Genomic DNA, 20,794 nt, shown 5'->3' with positions numbered 1-20,794 from the left:
AGCTCCCAGTCCATGGCTAGCGCACCAGCCGGGTCTTGGCCGCGAGCCGGTCGAAGCCGTGCTCCGGCCCTGGCCCCCACACCGAACACGTGTGCCCGCCCGGCAGCACGAACCACGGCATGTCCATGCCCGCCGCCACGGGCGCCGCACGCCCCGCAGCGGAACGACCCCCGCCGGCACGGCCACGGCCGCCGCCGCGCGCCCCACGCCACGACCAGCAACACGAGGCCGAAGGCCAGCCCGTCACCGACGACCAATCATTCACTCATTGATCCTATTTTGTGTCCACTTTCCCGACTTGATCGGGTTGATCCATCGAACTTTCGGGCGAGCAGGGCGCATCACAACGAATGACACGTAGGTCACCTAAGGGACGGAGATTGCGCTCAATAGTGAACCGGATCACCGTCGCGAGGTGGTTTACCTGCAGAAACGCCCGCTACCTTCGTCGGATGCGTGGCAACGGAGCACACGTGAGACGGCAATGGCGCCATCGAGCCCCCCGCCCCTCTCACCCCTTCATAAGTACCCCCTCCATCGATACGCGACGAATGAAGCTCGTTGGCGGCCTGGCCGCCGCGTGCCTCGGGTTCGCAGCGCTCGCCGGACAGGGTGGCCAAGCAGCCGCCTCGGCCCCCGGTGAGGCGCAGGTCAAAGCCGCGGATGTAGTGGCGCAGGTGGAGCAGCGCGACAAGGCAGTCCAGGAGGCCGCCTCGCGTTCCCTGCCGGCGCGCACGTTCCTCGCGCAGTCTCAGGCCCCCCAGGCCACCAAGGCTGCAGAGGCGTCCACGGCCAAGGCCGACACGAAGACCCAGACCGGGTCCACAACCGACACCAAGACTGAGGCAGCCGCGGCCCCCGCCGCGGAGTCCCTGCCGGCTCCGGTCGCGGGTCTTGACCAGACTCAGATGAACAACGCCAAGAAGATTGTCGACACCGCCAAGTCGATGGGACTGGGCCGGCGTGCCCAGGTCATCGCGGTGGCCACGGCGATGCAGGAGAGCACCCTGTACAACCTCGCCAGCACCAGGCTGCCGGAGTCGTACAACTTCCCCAACGACGGGGAAGGGTCGGACCACGACTCTGTCGGGCTCTTCCAGCAGCGTCCCAGCGCCGGCTGGGGTTCAGTGCCGAACCTGATGAAGCCGGAGTTCGCGACCAAGCAGTTCCTGCGCGCGCTCGTGCAGGTGCCGGGATGGGATTCCCTGCCCCTGACCGTGGCCGCTCAGGAGGTGCAGGTGTCGGCATTCCCGAACCACTACGCCAAGCATGAGGCGCGTGCGACGCTCATCGTCGACGCCCTCAACAAATAGACAAGTTCACAGTTTCATCGCTGGCCGAGGTGGATCGGCAGGTCGAAGCCGTGCCGCCGGGGCGGGTCAACCCCCGGTGGCAGCGCGACCAGCGGATATCTCGCGGCCAGGTTGGGCAGGATGGAGCGCAAGGCCTCCGTTGTGCCGCGCCGGTCCCCGCCGCCGTCGTGCAGCAGCACGATGGCGCCGGGGATCGTGCTTTGGTTGACCTCCGCGGCGATGGCCCGCGCGCCGGGCCGTCCCCAGTCCCGGGGGTCGACCGTCCAATGTAGAGACGACATGCCGAGACTGCGGGCGGCGCCCACCGCCGTGTCCGTCCATGCGCCGCCCGGATGCCGGAAGTACGAGACCCGCGTGCCCGGTGCGGCGGCCCGGATCGCGTCGTTGGTGCGCTTCATGTCGTCGAGGATCGCCGAATATGCGCGCGTGCCCAGTCTCGTGTCGTGCCCCCAGCTGTGGTTGCACAGGGTGTGCCCCTCGGAGGCGATTTCGCGCACCAGATGAGGAAACTCCTGCACCATCATGCCCACGACGCAGAACGTGGCCTTGACCCGGTGCTGGCGCAGCAGGTCGAGCACCTCGGGGGTCCAGCGCGGGTCGGGTCCGTCGTCGAACGTCAGCGCCACCTCGTAGGTGCCGGTCGTGCGCCGGCTGCCGTGCGGGCCGTGCTCGTCGTCGGGCAGCGGCGGCCGGTCTGGCCCGGTGATGGGATTCAAGCGCGCCAACGGAAACACGTCCGGCTCGGCCTCGGTCTCAATCTCGGGCATGGGCAGCGGCGCCACGGTGGACGGCTTCGCCGCCGCCGGCACCGGCGCCGGCTGATCCTCCTTTGTGGACGCCCCAAAGAGGTAGCCGATGCTCAGGATCGCGAGGATGGCACTTGCGATGGCGAACGGCACCCTCATGAGGCGGCGATGATCTGCGGCTGCGCTCCCCGCGCGGTCACCCAGCCGACGATCCGTTCGTGCGCCCGCTGATAGGTGTCGTTCGCGCCGCGCGCGAGCTCAGCGGGCAGGTCCACGACGCGCCCCGACGGGTAGTACTCCATCCAGGTGGGCACGACCTCCACTTTGGACACGCGCCAGCCCGCCTCGGTTTTGTGGAACGTGAAGCGTGACGCCGTGGCGTCCTGCGTGTTCTCGGGCGAACCGTCCGGGAAGCGCACCAGGATGTTGCCCATGCCGTAGTGCACCCATTCCTCGCCGATGCGTTCGAGTGGTTGCACCACATGGACATGCGTGCCGATGACCAGATCGATGTCGGGCGAGGCGAGCAACTCGTGCGCGAGTCCTATTTGACCGATGTCGGGCTCGTGCTGGTATTCGGTGCCCCAGTGCATGCTCACGACAGTGACTTCCGCGCCGCTGCGCTTGGCGTTGCTCGCCTCCACGAGGATGCGAGGCACGTCAATGAGATTCGCGCTCCACGGGTGCGGCGGGTCGATCCCGTTGAAGCTGAACGTGTATGACAGATGGCCTATCTTCACGCCTTTTGCCTCGACGATGGTCGGCGTGCTCGCCTCCTGCTCGCTGCGCGCCGAGCCCGCGTGCTTGATGCCCACCCGGTCGAGGGTGTCCAGCGTGCGCGCGACACCGTCCTGGCCGTAGTCGAGCACGTGGTTGGAGGCGGTGGAGCAGCTGTCGTAGCCGAGCCGCGCGGCCGTCTCCAATAGACTTCGCGGGGCATTCATTATCGGGTACCCGGTGAAGCTCTCGCCCGGCGCGGCGACCGGCGTCTCGACGTGGCAGATGGCCACATCCGCAGACTGGACAAGTGGTTTGAGCGCGCCCAGGATGCCGTCGAACCCGCCCTCGGCGGCCGCCTGCTCGGCCAATGGGGGCTGCGACATGAAGTCGCCGGTGGCCACGAGCGTGAAGCTGGTCGTGGGCTGCGGGGCGGACATGGCCGCGTGGGTGCATGCGGCCAGACCCAGCAGCGCGCCCGCGATGGCCAGGCGCCTCACCGGATATTCCCGGTGTGCCCGAGCGAATACCGGCCCGGCTGCGGCCACACGATCAGGCCGTGCGGGCCGGCGCCGACCGGGATGCGGCCCTTGAGCTCACCGGTGTTGGTGTCTATCGCGTACACCTCGCCGTGATAGCGGCCGGTGAGCCACAGCGTGTTGCCGTCCGCGGAGACGCCGCCCATGTCGGGGCTGCCGCCGCCCGGGATCGTCCACTTTGTACGAGGCTGCATGCTGGCCAGGTCGAGCACGGTTATCGTGCCCTCGCTGCGATTGGAGACGTAGGCGGACTTGCTGTCGCGGCTGAAGTAGATGCCGTGCGCGCCTTGGCCGGTCGGGATGTAGCCGATGCGCGCGGTGGCCTGCGAGTCGAACACGTAGAGCCCGTGCGCGTGCATGTCGGCAACCAGGAAGGCCGAACCATCGGGCACCAACCTGGTGTCTTGCGGCATTCCATCCGGTACCACATCAAGGTCAAATTGCCGCAATTGCTCGCCGGTCGCGACGTCGATGACCACCATGCGGTTGGCGAATTCACAGCTGGCGAGGGCAATCTTGCCGTCGGCCGAGAAGTCCATGTGGTTGATGCCCTCGCAGTCCGGGAAGTGGGTGCTGCGGACCAGCTCCCAGGTCTTGGGGTGGTAGAAGTCCAAGCGCTGGTAGGCCTCGGCCACGACGATCGCGTGCTGCCCGTCGGGCGTGTAGTAGAGGTTGTACACGTCCTGGACCTCAATCAGCTCGCCAGGCTTGCCGGTGCGGGGGTCGATCGGGAGCACCGCGCCGCCGGGGACGCGGCTGGACGTGACGTAGAGGGTGCGCATGTCGTAGGACGGCACAACGTGCTGGGGCTCGGGCCCGCCGTAGAACTCGTCGATCACCTGCATGGTGTTGGGGTCGATCACGTGCACCCGGTCGCTGTTGGTGTTGGGCACGTAGACCAGTTCGCGGTCGCCGCGCACGTCTTCGCGCATCATGTTGGCGCCGGCGGCGGCGTAGACGTTGTCGAGTGACGGGTACTCGGGCATGCCCGCGAGTAGGTCCTGTTTCTCGCCCGCGGCCACGGGGGCGGCGGTGTCCTCGACCTTCGGTTCGGGGACCGTCACGGTTTCCGCGCACGCCGTCGACAAGCACACCGTGAGTAACGCGACTAACACTCTACGCATAACGGTACATTTTGCCTTATAACCCTGCTGAACGGGGAAAGAATAGGGGCATGTTGCGGCATCTGATCGAGACCGGGAGGCTGCCCCTGTTCGGCTTCTTCTCGGGTGTCGTGATCGGGTTCCTGTTCATCCGGGCGTCGGTGCGGTTGATCAGGGCGCAGGTGCGCTGGTGGCCGGGAAACGTCAAGCCGGGCGGGCTGCACATCCACCACGCGGTGTTCGGGGTGGTGTTCATGCTCATCGGCGGGGTGGCCGGGCTGATCATTCCGTCGTCGGCGCTGGTGTGGAACTCGGTGGCGGCGTTCGTCTTCGGGGTCGGCGCGGCGCTCGTGCTCGACGAGTTCGCGCTGATCCTGCACCTCGACGACGTCTACTGGCAGGAGAAGGGGCGCACGTCGATCGACGCGGTGTTCGTGGCGGTCGCGCTGACCGGGTTGCTCGTGCTGGGGCTGCGGCCGGTCTTCGTGGACGATCTCCTGGTCGCGCGGCAGGAGGGCGCACCACTGGGCATCGGGGTGGCCGTGGCCGTGCTGAGCCTGGTCCTGGCGGTGATCACCCTGCTGAAGGGCAAGATCTGGACCGGACTCCTCGGGATCTTCCTGCCTTTTTTGCTGTACGTCGGTGCGATCCGGCTGGCCAGGCCCGGTTCACCGTGGGCGAGGTGGCGATACCCGCGCTCGTCCCGGAAACTCGCGCGGGCGCAGTGGCGCGAGTCGCGGCTACGCCGGCCGTTGATCCGGGCGAAAATCTGGGTGCAGGAGCTCCTCGCCGGCCGGCACAACCTCCCACCGCCAGGCGCGCAGCGTGCCGAGGGCGATGCGGAACAGTAGCGAGCCGGCGCTGATCCGGGCCACGCCCAGGTCGGCCAGTTGCGGCACGGTCAAGCCGTTGCTCTGCAAGAGGATGTTGAGCGGCTTGCCGAGCGCCACGAGCTGCTTGATGAGCGCCGGATCCTGCAGCGCGGGCACGAAGATCCCGTCCGCGCCTGCTTCGACGTATGCCTCGACGCGCCGCAGCGTCTCGCGTTGCTTGCCGTGGTCGCCCAGCCAGTAGGTGTCGGTGCGCGCGTTGACGAAGACGCCGGGCGCGGCCGCCTTGATGGCAGCGATTTTGTTGACGAGCACGGACGGGTCGCCCAACGCATCCTCAATGTTGATGCCGTCAACATTGACCATCTTGAGCGTCTGGACAAAGGCGGCGACCACATCAGGCTCGTCACTGAACCCACTCTCGATGTCGACCGTCAAATGGACGGGCAATGACGACAGCCGACGGGCAAGCGCGGCCGTCTCGTCGCGGGTCGCGCCCGTGCCGTCGGGCAGGCCGTTGGCAAGCGCCACGCCGTAGCTGGTCGTGCCGATCGCGTGGTAGCCCATCTCGGTCAAGAGCCTGGCCGAGGCGTAATCCCACGCGTTGGGCAACAGCAGCGGCTCGCCGGGCCGGTGCAGCGCCGCAAATCCCACGCTCGTGCGCGAGCTCGCGCTGGGGCCCATGCCCGGGCCCATGCTCGCGCCGGGGCTCATGCTCGCGCTCGGGCTCATGCTCGGGTTTGTGCTCGTGTTCGGGCTCGGGTTTGTGCTCGTGATCGGGCTCATGCTCATGCTCGCGCTCGGGTTTGTGCTCGTGCTCATGCGAAGTCGACCTCCAAGCGTGCGGGGATGCGAAGGTTGGGCCAATCCTCATACTCGACCTCCGTCGAGACGACGCGCCCGGTGCGCAGGACGTCAAGCACGGCATCGGCAATCGCGAGCGCCAGTTCACGACCCGGGCAAGCCCGCGCACCCGCACCGAACGGCAGCCCGGCGAGATCGACGACGATCTCCTCGCCATCGCGCATGCGGCGCGTGTTGCGCACGGTCTGCGCGTCGTCGATAAGCGCATTGCCGATCAAGCCGGCTGTGGCGTCGCGTGCCTGAAGCAGGATGCCGGCGCGATTAGCGCGCCCTTCGGCAGTTGCACCTGCGTGTGGCTCGCCAAGCAGCGTGTCGAGCACGCCCACCGGCACGGCCCGCGCGATCGTCGCCATGACGTCCACGCGCCCCTTTGCCAGAGCGAGCGTGCGCTCACGCGCCAGCTGGACCGCCTCCCGCACGTCGATCCGGGCCAGCTCGTCGACCACGATGGCCCGCCGGCGCGCGTGTTCGGCCCCGAAGCTGAACCTTGCCATCAGCGCGCGGCCATCCTGCGGTACGGGCGGCGGTAGTTCGTTCAATAGCGTCGCAACGTCCATGCCGTGACGCTAATCGCGGGACGTTTCGGTGACGGCCGAAGTGTCGGGCGGCCATCATGGGACGGTGACACCGTTGGCGAGACTGGCCGGTTTGCTGGCCGACCCGAGCCGGTCGGAGATCTGTCTGGCGCTGCTCGACGGGCGCGCCTGGACGGCGGGCGAGCTGGCCAGGCACGCGGGCATCGCCCCGTCCACCGCGACCGAGCACGTCAACGCGCTCGTCGAGGGCGGGTTGCTCGCGTCTGAGCGGCAGGGCAGGCATCGCTATGTGCGCATCGCCGACCCGGCGACGGCCGCGCTGCTGGAGGAGCTGGCCAGCCATGCGGCACAGCTGTTCCGGCAGGACCCGCCGCGGAGTCTTCGCGAGGCCAAGCGCTCCGACGCGATGGCTCGCGCCCGCACGTGTTACGACCATTTCGCCGGCCGGCTCGGCGTGGAAATCACGGCCGCACTCGTCCGGCGCAGGCTGCTCATGCGCGACTCGCTCGCGCTGACCCGTGCCGGGCGGGGCTGGCTGTCCGGATTGGACATTGACGTCACGGGGCTCGAATCCGGCCGGCGCCCGCTCAGCCGCGCGTGTCTGGATTGGACTGAGCGCCGGCCGCATCTGGCCGGTGCCGTCGGCGCGGCCCTTTGCGAGCGAGCGTTCGCCCGCGATTGGGTCGAGCGCATCGGCACCGGCCGGGCAGTACGCATCACCCCCACCGGCCGCACCGCCTTCATCGAGCTTTTCGGCCTGGCGTTCTGACCTCGAACCCGCGCCGCCACCCCGAGGCCACGCCGAAGCGAGCCTCGACGCCGCCAGGAGCGCCGTGGTCGCTGCGAGCGCCAGGAGCGCCGTAAGCGCCGCCGTCAGAGGCGTCGCCGCCCCTAAGCGCGGTGGTCGCCGTGGCCGTCGTGAGCGGCAGGGCCATCGTGAGCGGCAGAGGCGGCGTGGTCAGTGTGGGTGGCGTGATCAGTCTGGGTGGTGTGGCCAGGCTGTGAGTCGTGGGTGCCGTCGGTGCCGTGGGCGAGGTGGTACTGGTGGACGACCGCGTGACCGCGGCCACGGCCGATCAGCCAGCGGTTGACCGGGACCGTGACGACGAAGGCCACCGCGAGGGCGAAGGCGAGGCTGCCCCAGAAGAGCCAGCTGGCGAGACCGGCCTCCATCGCACCCGGCACCGCGAGCATGATCGCGTTGTCCACGATCTCCATGACCGCGATCGAGACCGTGTCGGCGGCGAGCGCCACGCGGATCGCCTGCCGCAGCGGCAGGCCGGACCGGAGCACCGGGCGGATGGTGAGGGCGTAGCCGAACAGGAAGGCCAGCGCTACCGCCAGCGCGATGGTCGCGAGGTCTGACCAGCCCAGGGCCGTCCCGATCACCATGCCGAGCACCTCGCCGATGGCGCAGCCGGTGAGGCAGTGCAGGGTGGCCGAGACGGCCAGGCGGGTCAGGCTGGACTGGTTCACGTGCGTAGCCATACCCGAGAATGTACCCCTAGGGGGTATCAAACTCTAGTGTGAGGAACGCCTCTCGAACAGATAGCGTGCCAGCGCGTACGAGACGACCAGAATCCCGACGCACCACGCGACCGCCAGCCAACCACTGTTGCCGATCGGCGTCCCGAGCAGCAGCCCTCGCGTCGTTTCGATGATCGGCGTCATGGGCTGGTTGCGCGCCGCAAACTGCAATGCCGCCGGCATCGTGTGCGTGGGGACGAAAGCACTGCTCACGTACGGTAGGAACAGCACGAAGAAGCTGAACCCGCCCGCGCCCTCCACCGTCCTGGCGATCAGTCCAAACACGACCGACAGCCACGACATCGCGAGCACGAACAACACCAACATCCCCAACACACCGAACCACTCGGCCGCCGTGGCGCTCGGCCGGAACCCGATGCCCAGCGCGACCCCGACCACAATCGCCGTCGAGACCAGGATGCGCGCCACGCTCGCCGCGACGTGCCCGGTGAGCACCGCCGACCCGGCGATCGGCAGCGACCGGAACCGGTCGATGATGCCGCGCACCATGTCGTTCGTCACCGACACGGCCGTCTGCGAGGCGCCGTATCCCGCGCACAACAGCACTATCCCCGGCACCACGTAATTGATGTATGCGGTCCCCGTGTTTATCGCGCCGCCGAAGACGTACACGAACAAAAGCAAAATCATCAACGGCAGGAACACCGTCATCAGCAGGTTGTCGAAGCTCCGGGTCAGATGGCGCAGGCTGCGCCAGACAAGTGTGAGCGTCATGCCGCCCGCCCTCCGGTCAGTTGCAGGAACACGTCATCCAGGCTCGGCTTGCGCACGGTCAGCTCGGCCAGCTCGATCCCGTCGAGCGCGTCGAGCACCCGCTTCACCTCGCCCGCGCTGCCGTCCGTGGGCACGCTGAGCCGCAGCTCCTCAACGAGACCGGGCACCCGTGCCGCCGCCGCGCGCAGATCCTCCTCCGTGCCGAACGCGAGCTCGATCCGCCCGCCCGGCACCAGCCGCTTCAACTCTTCCGGGGTGCCGAGCGCGACCACCCTTCCTCGGTCGAGCACCGCCACCTGGTCGGCGAGATTGTCGGCCTCCTCCAGGTATTGCGTGGTCAGCAGCACCGTGACCCCGCCGCGGGCCAGGTTTCGCACCTTGGCCCACAGGTCGAGCCGGCTGCGCGGGTCGAGCCCGGTGGTCGGCTCGTCGAGGAACAGCACCTGGGGCGTGGTCACCAGGCTGAGCGCGAGGTCGAGCCGGCGCTTCATGCCACCCGAGTAGTTCTTCACCGGTCGCCCGCGCGCCTCGACCAACTCGAACTCCTCCAACAGTTCCGAAGCGCGCTGACGCGCCCGAGCCCGGCTCAGCTTGCGCAGCCGCGCCATCATGCGCAGGTTTTCCTCCCCGGTCAGCAGCTCATCGACGGCCGCGTATTGCCCGGTGAGGCTGATCACCGAACGGGTCTTCCGCGACTCGCGCACGACATCGTGCCCGGCGATGGTCGCCGTGCCCGCGTCCGGCCGCATCAGCGAGGACAGCACGCGCACCATCGTGGTCTTGCCGGCCCCGTTCGGCCCGAGCAAGGCGAACACCTTGCCCTGTTGGACGTGCAGGTCCACCCCGTCGAGCGCCTTGAGCCGCCCGAACGTTTTGACGATTCCGTGGGTATCAATCACGAGCCCAACTATACAGTTGTCTTATACAGATGTATAGTACGAACGTACATACATGTAGGCTCGGACCGTGGGGCACAAGGAAGAACTCCTGCAGGGCGCGAAGCAGTGCCTGGCCGAAAAGGGATACGCGCGCACGACCGCCCGCGACATCGTGGCGGCGTCCGGCACCAACCTGGCGTCCATCGGCTACCACTTCGGGTCCAAGGAAAACCTGCTCGCCGCCGCGATGATCGACGCACTGGGCGAGTTCGGCGACGAGGTCGAACGGGCACTGTCGGCCGCGGCCGACTCCGACCCGATGAAGCGGCTGGAAATGACGTGGACCGGCCTCATCGAGTCATACCAGGCGAACCGCGGCGTGTGGCTCGCGAGCCTTGAGGTGTACCGACTGGTAACCATCCCTGGCCTCCAGGGACAGTTCGCCGAGGCCTATCAGCTGGCCCGCCGCGGCCTGGCCTCGCTTTTCCTCGGCGTGCCCGAGGATCAGGTGAGCGACGAGGTCGCCGCGACCACCGGCTCGCTGCTGCTGGCCATCATCCCCGGACTGGTCGGACAGTGGATCATCGATCCGGACCGCGCACCGTCCGGAAAGGACATCGCCACCGGTCTGCGCCACATCATGGATGTGGTCAACGCGCGTCCGTGAACAGGGCCTTCGCCAACATGGCAGCTTTTTCTGCGTGACACGAGGCGCCGTTCCCGATCGCGGCGCGGACGACATGCGAAGCTTTCATGTCGTGACGCTCGCATGGGAGGCTATCGTCCTGTGACTCTGGCGAGGCAGGTGCAGCGGGTGTCGGCCTGCGGGCTGGCACGCGACGGTGATGCAGTGCTGATGGTCCAGATCGGCCGCAGCGCATACGGCGACGCGGGCAAGTGGATGCTGCCGGGCGGCGGCATCGAGCACGGTGAGGATCCCCGGGAGGCGGTCACCCGTGCCTTCGCCGAGCAGACCGGGCTCACCGTCAGCGTCGATTCCCTGCTCGACGTGGGCTCCGACTACCGCCAGGTGGCCGGCGGGATAGATTTTCATGGAATTTTTATCGTGTACCGGGTGAGCGTCAGCGGAGGCGAATTACGCGCCGAGGCCGACGGCACCATGCTGTCGCCCACCTGGGTCAAGCCCGCGGAGCTCGACTCGCTGCCGATGCTGGACGCGATCCGAGCCGTGCTCCGCTGACTCCACCCCGGTTTTGCTAGCGGGCTGCGGCGGCGGCCAGCTGTCCCACCGGGGACGGGATCGGCGTTTGCGGGATCGGCGTTGGCGCCGCGGCCGGGGACAGCCCGGTCACGCGCTTGAGCGCCAGCCCGGCCCCGACACACGCCGCCGCGCACACCACCCCGGCGATCACCAGGGAGCCACGCGCACCGAGGGTCTCGCTCATCCAGCCCAAAAGCGGGGCGCCGATCGCGCCCGCCAGCGAGCCGGTGACCGTGAGCAGAGCGAGCATCCGGCCACGCATGTCGCCGCGCGTGTCGAGCTGGACCCGCGTCGCGACGACCGTATCGATGATGACCGCTGTGGCCGCGATGAACACCATCATCGCGCCGAACGTCCACAGGCTTGGCATGAGCCCCGAGGCGACCTGCAACACGCTGCCCGCCAGGCCGATGCCCGCGAGGAATCGGTATGACATGTCACGCCGGGCGGCCGCGATGAGCCCGCCGAGCACACCGCCGACCGCGAACGCCGTCGACAGGGCGCCATAGCCGCCCGCGCCCGACTCCAGCGGCCCGGCGACCATGGCGCCCATGGTCACCTGGTAGTTGCGGCCGAGGCTGCCCAGCACGAACGCCAGCGCGAAAGCCATGAGCACCAATGGTTCCGCACGGACGTATCTGAAGCCCGTGCGAACCGCTTTAAAGGCATTTTCAGAGACCTTATGCGGTACCAGATCCACGAGCGCCGACGCGCGCATCCCGAACAGCGCCGCGATAATGGGCGCGATGCTGATGGCGCGGGCCAAAAACAGTGGGGCCGGCCCGAGCACGGCGACGAGGACGCCGCCCAGGCTCATGCCCACGATGCGGCCCGCCGAGTTGACCATCGAGCCCAGCGCGAGGGCGTTGCCCAGGTGTTCGGGCGCGACCACGGTGGAACCGAAGCGGCCCATGGCCGGGCCGTCGAGCGCGGCCACCACCCCGGACAGAAACGTGATGGCGTAGATGGCAGCGAGCCCGCCGACGCCTGTGCTCGACGACACGGCCATGGCGAGCGCGAGAAGTGCGTAAACCGCCTGTGTCACAACGAGTGTGGGCCGGGCGGGCAGGCGGTCGGCCAGCGCCCCGCCGAACGGGCCCAGCACGAGCACCGGCAATGCCTGCAGCAGCACGGCGACGCCCATGCGCGCGGGAGAACCGGTGGCCGACAACACAAGCCAGTTCATGCCGAGCACCTGCATCCAGCTGCCGGTAACGGAAACGAGGTTGGCGGCGGCCCAGAGCCGGAAATTGTGCTGGCGTAACGCGACGAAACTTGGCCTCACGGCCAATCACTCCTTGGGGGGTGGGGGATCAGCCAGCAATCTTGGCCGCCGATTCGGCCGGCGTCCGCTTCTTTTGGCCGATCGTGATCAGACTCACCTGGTACCGGGGTAGGTATGGTCCCACCAACCTTTGGAGGAAGCTGAGTCGGTGAAGCGCCATACGCTCGTGGGGATCGGTGTGCTGGCCGGGGTGATGTCGGCCCTGTTCGGGGTCGGCGGGGGCGCGGTCGTCGTGCCGGCACTGGTCGCCTGGTGTGGTCGCGACCACCGGCAGGCCGTCGCCACCTCGTTTCTCGCGATCGGCCCGCTGTCGCTGGCCGCGATGGTCGGGTATGCCGTGCACGGCCAAGTCGATGTGCTTGTCGCCGCGCCGCTGATCGCCGGCTTGATGGCCGGGGCATGGATCGGGACCCATCTGCTGACGCGCCTGTCGCAGGGCGTGTTGCGCTGGATTTTCGCGTTGTTCGCGCTTGCGGTGGCGGTGCGGATGGCGTTCGGCACAACCATTGCGCAGGGAGAGGCGGTGCACGGGTGGCGGCTGCTGTGGCTGGTTCCGGCTGCGGTCGCGATCGGGGTCTTGGCGGCGCTCACCGGCGTGGGCGGCGGGGCCGCGATGGTACCGCTGATGCAATTGGGTTATGGGCTTTCGGCCGTGCTGGCCAAGGGGACCTCGCTGCTGGCGATCCTGCCGACCTCGGCCCTGGGCAGTTGGCGCAATCTGCGCAATGGGCTGGGGTCGATGTCCGAGGCGCTGTGGATCGGTTGCTCCGGCATGCTCGCAGCGCTGGCGACGAGCCAGCTTTCGGTGCGGCTGCCGCAAACCGTGGCCGACCGGCTGTTTGCGGCTTTCCTCGTGTTTGTGGCGGTCCGCACGGTGTGGGGCAGCGTCAAGGCCTCCGCCCCCGCACGGTGAGCCGCCCTTCGGCGATGTCCACTTCGGACATGCCGAGATAGAAGCGGAGGAACACGGCCGCCTGATAGCGGGGCCGCAGGTTGGCCAGCGCCTGCCGGACGGCGATGTGCGACCCCGGCGGTGGATGGTCGAGCGCCCGGTGCGCTCGGCCGAGATGGCGGCGTGCCACGATCGGCCGGCGCAGCCACGACGTCGATCGGTTGGCCACGGCGCGATGCAGCCACCGGCCGGGATCGTCCACGCGCGACAGGACGCGGTGCAGATCGGCGAACGCGTCCTGCACGATGCCCTCCGCGACGGGGAGGCTTGCCGTGGTCGGGCACGCGAGCCGGATCATCGGGTCGTAATGAGACTCGCAGATCTCGGGAACGACCCGAAACGCGCCCGCGATTCGGTCTGCGTCACGCCATATCGTCGCGCCGGACTCGTGTTTGGTTGCGCCCTGGTGGCACCCACCGGGTCGGCGGGATCACGCCACCGCGCGCTAGGGTCGATGGTATGAGTTCCGCCTTCGTGACCACGAAGAGCCGCAAGCCGGAGCTGCTGCCGCCACCGCCGCCTCTGCCGGAACCCCCGCCGCCGCGTGGCAAACGCCGCAAGGCTTGGTGGGCAAGGCTTTTGGTGGCCGCGGGCACGCTGCTCGTGCTCACGTCCGGTGGGGTGATGATCGCCGTGAAGGTGGCGCTCGACCGCGCGGTCAGCAGCGTGACGCAGGTGGAGATCCCGTCCGACCCGGAGAACACGTCGGTCGTCCCGGAGGGCCGGGCCCTGACCGGTACCCTCAATATATTGCTTGTCGGAGTGGATGACGGCCAGGCGGTCGGCGGGGAGCTGCGGAAGGACACTCCGCTGGCCGATTCCATCATGATTCTGCACGTGCCGCCGAGCCGCGACCGGGCCTATCTGGTGTCGCTGCCGCGCGACCTGTGGGTGCGGATCCCAGGGCACGGCTCGGGCAAGCTCAACTCGGCCTACACCGACGGGCACCGCGAGGCCAAGGCGGGCAACGGCCGCGCCGGAGGGCTGGACCTGCTCATGCGCACGATCAGCGGGGAGCTCGGGATCGTGTTCAACGCGGCCGCGATCGTCAACTTCACCGGCTTCACCAAGGCGGTGAACCTGCTCGGCGGCGTCACCATGTATATCGACGAGCGGGTGGAGTCCGTCCACTATGGAACGACCGCCGACGGTCAGCTCTGTTATCCGGCACGGTTCGACAGCGAATACCACGCGCACAAACGGCCCGGCTGCACCCCAAGGGTTTTCGAGCGCGGCACGCGCCGCCTGACCGCCGAGGAGGCGCTGGACTACACCCGGCAGCGCGAGTGGCTCGAGCTTGAGGACGGCGACTACGGGCGCCAGCGCCACCAGCAGCAGTTCATCAAGGCGCTGGTGCGCGAGGCCAGGCTGCAGGGCCTGACCACCGACCTGCCCAAGGCGCTGCGGCTGATCGAGTCGGTCGGCAGCGCGCTGACCGTGTGGACCAACGGGGTCAAACTGGAAGACTGGTTCTTCACGCTCAAAGACCTTGCCGCGGGCGACATCTTCATGGTCAAGACCAACCGTGGGGCCTACAACCCGGCGCCCATCTCGGGCACGGCCGCCGAGGCGCTCAGCGAAGACAGCCGGCAGATGTTCGCGGCGCTGCGCGACAACCGCATCCACGAGTGGCTGGTGGACCACCCCGACTGGCTCGGCAGCGAGCAGGGCTACTAGCTACTCCAGCAGCTCCAGGATGGTCGCGTTGGCCATGCCGCCGCCCTCGCACATGGTCTGCAGGCCGTAGCGGATGCCGTGCGCCCGCTGATGGAACAGCATCGACGTCATGAGGCGCGCGCCGGTCGCGCCGAGCGGATGGCCCAGCGCGATCGCGCCTCCGCGCGGGTTGAGCCGGGCCGGGTCGGCGCCGGTCTCGGCCAGCCAGGCCAGCGGCACGCTCGCGAACGCCTCGTTGACCTCGAACACGCCGATGTCGTCAATGGACAGCCCGCTGCGCTTGAGCGCCTTGGCCGTGGCCGGGATGGGCGCGGTGAGCATGATGACCGGATCGTCGGCGGTCACGACCGCGGTGTGGATGCGCGCCAACGGTTTCATGCCAAGCGCGCGGGCCTTCTCGGAGGTGGTGACGGCGAGCGCGGCCGCGCCGTCGGAGATCTGCGAGGCCGAGCCGGCCGTGACGACACCGTCGGGTTTGAACGGTGTCTTGAGCGCGGCAAGCTGTTCGAGGGACGTGTCGCGGCGGATGCCCTCGTCGTGCGTGACGCCCGCGATCGGGGCGATCTCGTCGGTGAAGTCGGCCGCGGCGGCCTTGGTGTGGCTGGCCAGTGAGTATTCGTCGAGCACGGCTCGTGTCAGCCCCCAGCGCTGGGCGATCATCTCGGCGCCGATGCCCTGGCTGAACGGGATCTGCGCGCCGTCGGCGAAGCCTTCGACCCCCCGGTAGCGGTCGCGGACGGCCTGCCCGAAGGGCATGGCGTCAGCGGCCGACGAGCCCATCGGAGCCCGGCTCATCGACTCCACTCCCCCGGCGACGACGAAGTCGGCCTGCCCGGAGATGACGGTCGCGGCGGCAAAGTGCGCGGCCTGCTGGCTCGACCCGCACTGGCGGTCGAGTGTGGTGCCCGGGATGGTTTCAGACCATCCAGCGGCCAGTACCGCGTTGCGGCCCACGTTCCACGATTGCTCCCCGCTCTGCGAGACACAACCGAAGATCACGTCTTCGACGGGCGCGGGGTCGTCGAGCAGGGCCTTGAGCACATGCCCGGCCAGGTCCACCGGGTGGATCCCGGACAGCCCGCCGCCCCGCTTGCCCACAGGAGTCCGCACTGCCGCCACGATCACCGCATCACGCATGCGCCTATTGTTGCGCGCTGCCGTTACTGTCGGGTAGGTGAGTGCGCGTGAGATTGTTTACGACCGCAAGGAACAGCTCAAGCAGATCCAGAGCGGGCTGTTGGAGGGCGAGACGGTGATCGCCGTGTACGACGCCATCGGCGCGGGGACGGGGTTCATAGGGCTGACCGACCGGCGGGTGATCGTGCAGGACAAGTCGTTCGTCGGCAAGAAGATCGCCATCACGAGCATCCCGTACGCGAAGATCACGAGCGTGAGCGTGGTGAGCAACAAATCGTGGGCAGGCTCGTTCTTCTCGACGGGCGCGATCGCGATAAACGTGGGCGCGCAGGTGTACGAGATGGAGTTCCGCGGCGACCACAAGAGCCACCACGTGCACAACGTGATCCTGCACTACATCTCGCAACGCTAAACTGCCGTACCGCTGGTTGAGCTTGGGGCACATGACAGTTGAACGCGTAACCGCAGGTCGCCGAGTCCGCGTTCTACGCCGATTCGGTGGGGGCGTTGTAGGAGTCGAGCTGACGGTGAGCGTAGCCGAGGCTGTCCCACGTGGCGGCCTGCCCGAGGCGGTCGCCGAGTTCCTGGAGCAGGGCGAGGGCCTGCTGGCAGGCCGTGATGGCCTGGTGGTGGTCGCCGAGGAGACCGTGGTACCAGCCGACCGCGTTGAGGGCGCTCGCGGTCCCCTGCCGGTGCCCGGCGGCCCGGAACAAGTCGAGGGCCTGACGTGCGTGGTGAAGGGCCTCGAAGTGGCGACCACGCCGCCATACAACAGACCTAGGGCCCGGGTGGGTGTTGGCCTGCCCGGTCAGGTCACCGGCCCGGGTGGTCAGGTCGAGGGCGTGTCCCAGATGGATATGGGCGGCATCAAAGTTGCCCAACCGGCCGTAGGCAATGGAGAGGTTGCGGTGGGCGCGAGCCCGGGTGGGCGGGTCGTTCAGTTGTCCGGCAGCCGCCACCGCCGCCTGCTGCACGGCTGCGTGGTCGTGCCAGTGGCCCTGCCGGTCGAGGATATCGGCGAGCGTCCAGGCCAGCTGCCAGGTGTAGGTGCCGAACCCGGCAGCATGATCGACCGCAGCCAGCAGCACAGCGTGTTCGGCGGTGAACCAGGCGAGGGCCTGCTGGTAATCGGCGGGGTGTTCGGGAGTGGTTCCAGGTGCGGGCGGGGCGATGGTAAACGGCTCCCGGGTCGGCGCCAATCGCCAGGCGGCGGTGTACGCCGTGTGCAGGTAGTGGTCGAGCAGGCGGGTCAGGGCTGTGCGTCGTTCGGGCTCGGGGTCTTGGGCGGCCAGTTCGGTGGCGTACGCACGCAACAGGTCGTGCCAGGTGTATCTGCCCGGCAGGTGTTCCGTGATGAGGCTCGCGCGGGTAAGTTCGGCCAGCAGCGGGCGCACCCGCGCCGGCGGGCATCCGGCGAAGCTCGCCGCGGCGGCAACGGAGATGTCCGGGCCGGGGTGCAACCCCAGCAACCGGAACAAACGGGCCCCAGGCGGGCTGGGGGTGGTGTACGACCAGGACAGCACGGCCCGGACCTGGCTGGCGGGGTCGCCTGCGTCCAATGTGTCCAGTCGGCGTCCCGTGTCATGCAGGTCGGCGGCGAGGGCGGCAAGCGGCAGACCGGACTGCGCGGCGCGGGCCGCAGCGATCGCCAAGGCCAGCGGCAGGCGGGCACAGCCCTCGATGATGGCGTCCACTGCCTCCGGCTCGGCCGCGACCCGACCGGCGTCCAGCCGCCTGGCCAGCAGCTCACGACCATCCATTGTGGACAGCGTGTCCAGGCCGAGCGGGCGGGCGCCCTCGGTGGCGACCAGCGGGGTGAGCCGGTCTCGGCTGGTGATCAGCACCAGGGCGCCGGCCGATCCAGGCAACAGCGGGCGCACCTGCTCGGCGTCGCGAGCGTTGTCCAGCAGGACCAGCACGCGGCGGTCGGCCAGCATGCTGCGGTACAGCGCGTACTGCGCCTCCGCGACGGCCGGGATTCGCTCCGGCTGCACGCCGAGCGCGTCGGGGAAGCCGCGCACCGCGGCCGCCGGCTCCACCGGTCGGCCGGCGGGGTCGAACCCGCGCAGGTTCACACATATAGCTGGCCATAGGGAACTGACCGGCGACCCGGTGAGCCCAGTGGACGGCCAGCGCCGGGGAAGTTCGATGAGAACGGCAATCCGATCCCCGCCCGACGGCACCACCCGACCAAGCCACGCAGGACCCGGCCGATGCGGTTCGTCGATGCCGGCACCACTGCCGGTCCGAACGCCGAACAAGCGGCCACTTGACCTCCCCGCCGCGGCTGGGTCCGGGGCCGCGACCACCCCCAGGATGATTGCCGGCAGCAGGGTCCCCATCACGGGCGTTGGCCACCGGCCAGTGAGCCTCCGCGCGGACACCGGACCGTTCGTAAGCAGGTTTCTGCGTATACCGCGACTGAGCTGGTCACGGTCGGCCCGGTGTCCGCGGCGGCGGGCTTCACGCCGTGGGACTTTGCACGGATACCTACTGTCGAAGGTCGGTCGTCGCGGGACCGGCTGGGACGGCGGGGGTTCGAGGCCATTTCCAGGCGGAGCGCAGGATGAAGGCCAGGAGCAGCACCTCGATTCCGATGGAGAGGCCGTAGAAGAAGGCCCAGTCCCAGGACTCCCCTGCCGCGTTGACCACCGAGTAGGGGATGTAGAGCAATGCAACGACGAGGTTCGTGGCGCGGTTCACCCGGGCGGGCAGCGTCATGGACAGCATCACCATCAGGGCCGGGATCGCCACGGACGCGAGCATCATGGTCAACAACGTCGGGCTGATGTCGAACTCAAAGACGACGCCGGCGCGGAGGTTGTCGATGACGCCGGGCTTGTAGAGGTGGAAGTAGTCGACGTAGATGTAGAGGAACATGAAGCTGGTCCATGCGGCGGCGAGCTTGGCCTGCACGTGGATCAGCGGGTTGTCGAGCAGGTTCGGGGTTTTCGTTCGGATGGTCATCGGTTCTTCTTTCGAGAGGAGTGGTTCCTCCGCGGAGTGGCGGCAGGGATGTACCGAGGCCGCGCCCACCTGGACGAGCACATCGCCGACCGGGCAGCGGTAGCCCGACCTCGGACGACTCGAGCACTGAGGGCGAGCCGTAGCGGTGCTGGACGGCGGCCCGCATCGTCGTCGCCCCGGCCGGACTCGCCCCGCGGCACCAGGCGTGCTCGGGCATTCGATCGCTGTTCGACTCCCACGGAAGCCTCCTCACGTCCGAGCCACGACTCTCACAGGTTCGTACACCGTACGTCGTACACTGTACTACGAGCGTACGCCGTACTATGGACGTACGCTGTACGATTGTCAAGCCGTTCGAGGGAGCGAGGAGACCCGTGTCTGCGAGGGAACCACGCCAGATCGCGTCAGACGCGGGGCTGAGCAAGCAACGGGTGGTGGCCGAGGCGGTCCGGCTCGCCGACCGCGAGGGCGTCGACGGGCTGAGCATGCGCCGGCTGGCCAGCGCGCTCGGCGCGGGCGCGATGTCGCTCTACCACTACGTGGCGAGCAAGGAGGAGTTGCTGGACGCCATGATCGACATCGTGTTCGAGGAGATCGAGCTTCCGCCCGAGGAGACCGACTGGCAGTCAGCGATGCGACGGCGGGCGGTATCCGCCCGACAGGTTCTCGCACACCACCCGTGGGCGATCGGCCTGATGGAGTCGCGGACATCGCCCGGGCCCGCGAACCTTCGCCACCGCGAAGCGGTCACCGCCTGCCTGCGGAGGGCTGGCTTCCCGGTCTTGATGGCGACGCACGCCAACTGGTTGCTCGACAGCTACGTCTACGGTTTCGCCCTACAGGAAGCCAGCCTGCCGTTCGACACCGCCGATGAGCTCGCGGACATGACCGAGAACGTCTTCCTGCCCCAGCTTCCTCCTGACGAGTTCCCCTACCTCAACGAGTCCGCCGCGGCGCTCGTCGCTGCCGGCTACGACCCGGCGGAGGAGTTCATATTCGGCCTCGACCTCGTCCTAGCCGCCCTCGAGCCCCTGAGAGCCTCCGCATAGCGACGCTCACGGACCGTCGCGCGGCCCTCTGCACCGCAGGCTCCGCAGACGACGCCGAGGCACTCCGCTGGTCGGCCCCGCACGGTTGGCGCTGCAACAACGTCACCGTCTAGACGGAAGCCGGTAGACGAAGAAGGTGGCAGGACCGAGAGACGCTGAGTTTGTCACGGCAAGGTATAGGTGAAGCAGGTCGATCAGTCCACTTTGGACTGACAGAAACCCCGGAAGCGTGATGCCTGTTCAGCTGGAACGGCAGACGCAGACCGTCATTAGCAACTCGATCGCTGATTTGAGCGGCTATCTGGGCGTGCTACTGCGAAGAGTTCTGCTATCCGCGCCCGCTGACCCGGGCTGAGCGGTGGCGCCTCGGCCACCAGCCGGGCGATCGCTTCCTCGATACGCAGATCGGTATCCGGTATCGGTCTTCCCGACCCCGGCGGTGCCCCCGATGGCGGAGATCACCACGGGCGCCACAGGTTCGTCCCTTTCCGTGCCGAGCAGGCTGTCCAGCAAACGCAGGGCCTCGGCCCGGCCGGTGAACCCGGCGACGGCAGCCGCCAACTGCGCCGGCGTGACGTTCGCGGACCGCGCCGGCAAAGGCGGCCCCGAGGGCTCCCCGCGCGCGGCGGCCAGCAACCGGTCCCGATCCGCCCCCGACAGGTTGAGCACGGCGGCCAGCTGCCGCACCGTCGCGGGACGAGGGCGGCCGACGCGCCC

The 20,794-nt window shown here is 68.5% G+C and carries 23 protein-coding genes and 1 pseudogene; 9 read left to right on the top strand and 15 right to left on the bottom strand.

Annotation, left to right across the window (positions count from 1 at the left end; all coding sequences use genetic code 11):
* Positions 1–16: 16 nt before the first annotated feature.
* Positions 17–265: a hypothetical protein gene (locus tag DM816_RS42975; protein ID WP_162907926.1), complete on the bottom strand. Its 249-nt coding sequence runs from the start codon at positions 263–265 to the stop codon at positions 17–19.
* 286 nt (positions 266–551) lie between these two features.
* Here DM816_RS42975 and DM816_RS28300 point away from each other — a divergent pair, with 286 nt between their 5' ends.
* Complete coding sequence (locus DM816_RS28300) at positions 552–1,313, top strand: hypothetical protein (protein ID WP_246002332.1); 762 nt, start codon at positions 552–554, stop codon at positions 1,311–1,313.
* Positions 1,314–1,327: 14 nt separating this feature from the next.
* Here the strand turns inward: DM816_RS28300 and DM816_RS28295 are convergent, their stop codons facing one another.
* The 3 genes from DM816_RS28295 to DM816_RS28285 are packed head-to-tail and all read right to left on the bottom strand — an operon-like array spanning position 1,328 to position 4,439.
* Positions 1,328–2,218, bottom strand: coding sequence for a polysaccharide deacetylase family protein (locus DM816_RS28295; protein ID WP_117213434.1), 891 nt, complete (start codon positions 2,216–2,218; stop codon positions 1,328–1,330).
* On the bottom strand, positions 2,215–3,276 hold the full coding sequence (locus tag DM816_RS28290) for a CapA family protein (protein ID WP_246002331.1): 1,062 nt from the start codon (positions 3,274–3,276) through the stop codon (positions 2,215–2,217). Before DM816_RS28290 ends, DM816_RS28295 begins: the two co-directional genes overlap by 4 nt.
* Positions 3,273–4,439: a YVTN family beta-propeller repeat protein gene (locus DM816_RS28285; protein WP_117213433.1), complete on the bottom strand. Its 1,167-nt coding sequence runs from the start codon at positions 4,437–4,439 to the stop codon at positions 3,273–3,275. Before DM816_RS28285 ends, DM816_RS28290 begins: the two co-directional genes overlap by 4 nt.
* A gap of 50 nt (positions 4,440–4,489) precedes the next feature.
* On the opposite strand from DM816_RS28285, the gene DM816_RS28280 reads away from it, so the two are divergent.
* A complete protein-coding gene (locus tag DM816_RS28280; protein ID WP_117213432.1) occupies positions 4,490–5,269 on the top strand; it encodes a hypothetical protein in 780 nt (259 codons plus the stop codon).
* On the opposite strand, the gene DM816_RS28275 is transcribed toward DM816_RS28280, so the two are convergent.
* Positions 5,159–6,070: an isocitrate lyase/PEP mutase family protein gene (locus DM816_RS28275; protein ID WP_246002330.1), complete on the bottom strand. Its 912-nt coding sequence runs from the start codon at positions 6,068–6,070 to the stop codon at positions 5,159–5,161. The two genes, DM816_RS28280 and DM816_RS28275, sit on opposite strands and share 111 nt — an antisense overlap.
* Complete coding sequence (locus tag DM816_RS28265) at positions 6,067–6,669, bottom strand: hypothetical protein (protein WP_211588887.1); 603 nt, start codon at positions 6,667–6,669, stop codon at positions 6,067–6,069. The genes DM816_RS28275 and DM816_RS28265 overlap by 4 nt, the downstream gene beginning before the upstream one ends.
* Before the next feature lie 64 nt (positions 6,670–6,733).
* On the opposite strand from DM816_RS28265, the gene DM816_RS28260 reads away from it, so the two are divergent.
* Entirely contained in the window at positions 6,734–7,417 is a 684-nt protein-coding gene (locus DM816_RS28260; protein ID WP_211588886.1) for an ArsR/SmtB family transcription factor, read from the top strand.
* Between the two features lie 122 nt (positions 7,418–7,539).
* On the opposite strand, the gene DM816_RS28255 is transcribed toward DM816_RS28260, so the two are convergent.
* The 3 genes from DM816_RS28255 to DM816_RS28245 are packed head-to-tail and all read right to left on the bottom strand — an operon-like array spanning position 7,540 to position 9,809.
* On the bottom strand, positions 7,540–8,136 hold the full coding sequence (locus tag DM816_RS28255; protein WP_117213430.1) for a DUF4396 domain-containing protein: 597 nt from the start codon (positions 8,134–8,136) through the stop codon (positions 7,540–7,542).
* Positions 8,137–8,169: 33 nt separating this feature from the next.
* Positions 8,170–8,910, bottom strand: a complete 741-nt coding sequence (locus DM816_RS28250; protein ID WP_117213429.1) for an ABC transporter permease — start codon at positions 8,908–8,910, stop codon at positions 8,170–8,172.
* A complete protein-coding gene (locus tag DM816_RS28245) occupies positions 8,907–9,809 on the bottom strand; it encodes an ATP-binding cassette domain-containing protein (RefSeq protein WP_117213428.1) in 903 nt (300 codons plus the stop codon). Before DM816_RS28245 ends, DM816_RS28250 begins: the two co-directional genes overlap by 4 nt.
* Positions 9,810–9,876: 67 nt before the next feature.
* On the opposite strand from DM816_RS28245, the gene DM816_RS28240 reads away from it, so the two are divergent.
* Both DM816_RS28240 and DM816_RS28235 read left to right on the top strand, forming a co-directional pair.
* On the top strand, positions 9,877–10,455 hold the full coding sequence (locus tag DM816_RS28240; RefSeq protein ID WP_117213427.1) for a TetR/AcrR family transcriptional regulator: 579 nt from the start codon (positions 9,877–9,879) through the stop codon (positions 10,453–10,455).
* 120 nt (positions 10,456–10,575) lie between these two features.
* Positions 10,576–10,989 (top strand): NUDIX hydrolase, encoded by a 414-nt coding sequence (locus DM816_RS28235; protein WP_162907925.1) that lies wholly within the window; start codon positions 10,576–10,578, stop codon positions 10,987–10,989.
* Between the two features lie 16 nt (positions 10,990–11,005).
* On the opposite strand, the gene DM816_RS28230 is transcribed toward DM816_RS28235, so the two are convergent.
* Positions 11,006–12,295, bottom strand: a complete 1,290-nt coding sequence (locus tag DM816_RS28230; RefSeq protein ID WP_117213425.1) for an MFS transporter — start codon at positions 12,293–12,295, stop codon at positions 11,006–11,008.
* A gap of 148 nt (positions 12,296–12,443) precedes the next feature.
* Here DM816_RS28230 and DM816_RS28225 point away from each other — a divergent pair, with 148 nt between their 5' ends.
* Positions 12,444–13,208 (top strand): sulfite exporter TauE/SafE family protein, encoded by a 765-nt coding sequence (locus tag DM816_RS28225; RefSeq protein WP_117213424.1) that lies wholly within the window; start codon positions 12,444–12,446, stop codon positions 13,206–13,208.
* Here DM816_RS28225 and DM816_RS28220 read toward each other — a convergent pair.
* Positions 13,183–13,545, bottom strand: a complete 363-nt coding sequence (locus DM816_RS28220) for an RNA polymerase sigma factor (protein ID WP_117213423.1) — start codon at positions 13,543–13,545, stop codon at positions 13,183–13,185. The two genes, DM816_RS28225 and DM816_RS28220, sit on opposite strands and share 26 nt — an antisense overlap.
* 161 nt (positions 13,546–13,706) lie before the next feature.
* Here DM816_RS28220 and DM816_RS28215 point away from each other — a divergent pair, with 161 nt between their 5' ends.
* Entirely contained in the window at positions 13,707–14,924 is a 1,218-nt protein-coding gene (locus DM816_RS28215) for an LCP family protein (protein ID WP_117213422.1), read from the top strand.
* Here DM816_RS28215 and DM816_RS28210 read toward each other — a convergent pair whose 3' ends face one another.
* The gene (locus DM816_RS28210; protein WP_117213421.1) at positions 14,925–16,061 is read right to left on the bottom strand and encodes a thiolase family protein; all 1,137 of its coding nucleotides are present in this window, start codon (positions 16,059–16,061) and stop codon (positions 14,925–14,927) included.
* A 37-nt stretch (positions 16,062–16,098) separates the two neighbouring features.
* Between DM816_RS28210 and DM816_RS28205 the strand changes: the two genes are divergently transcribed.
* Positions 16,099–16,473, top strand: a complete 375-nt coding sequence (locus DM816_RS28205; RefSeq protein WP_246002328.1) for a PH domain-containing protein — start codon at positions 16,099–16,101, stop codon at positions 16,471–16,473.
* 73 nt (positions 16,474–16,546) lie between these two features.
* Here the strand turns inward: DM816_RS28205 and DM816_RS28200 are convergent, their stop codons facing one another.
* A complete protein-coding gene (locus DM816_RS28200; protein WP_162907924.1) occupies positions 16,547–18,136 on the bottom strand; it encodes a tetratricopeptide repeat protein in 1,590 nt (529 codons plus the stop codon).
* 415 nt (positions 18,137–18,551) lie between these two features.
* Positions 18,552–19,028 carry a DUF6326 family protein gene (locus DM816_RS28195; protein WP_117213435.1) on the bottom strand — a complete coding sequence of 159 codons (477 nt, stop codon included), beginning with the start codon at positions 19,026–19,028 and terminating at the stop codon, positions 18,552–18,554.
* Positions 19,029–19,402: 374 nt separating this feature from the next.
* Here DM816_RS28195 and DM816_RS28185 point away from each other — a divergent pair, with 374 nt between their 5' ends.
* On the top strand, positions 19,403–20,077 hold the full coding sequence (locus DM816_RS28185) for a TetR/AcrR family transcriptional regulator (RefSeq protein WP_117213419.1): 675 nt from the start codon (positions 19,403–19,405) through the stop codon (positions 20,075–20,077).
* 297 nt (positions 20,078–20,374) lie between these two features.
* On the opposite strand, the pseudogene DM816_RS43910 reads toward DM816_RS28185, so the two are convergent.
* A pseudogene (locus tag DM816_RS43910) lies at positions 20,375–20,794 on the bottom strand (hypothetical protein); the annotation flags it as partial.

Source organism: Allorhizocola rhizosphaerae (genome assembly GCF_003426775.1).
GTDB classification, from domain to species: Bacteria; Actinomycetota; Actinomycetes; order Mycobacteriales; family Micromonosporaceae; genus Allorhizocola; species Allorhizocola rhizosphaerae.
Note: the sequence above shows the minus strand (reverse complement) of the source record. Positions and strands in the feature narration are given on the sequence as shown.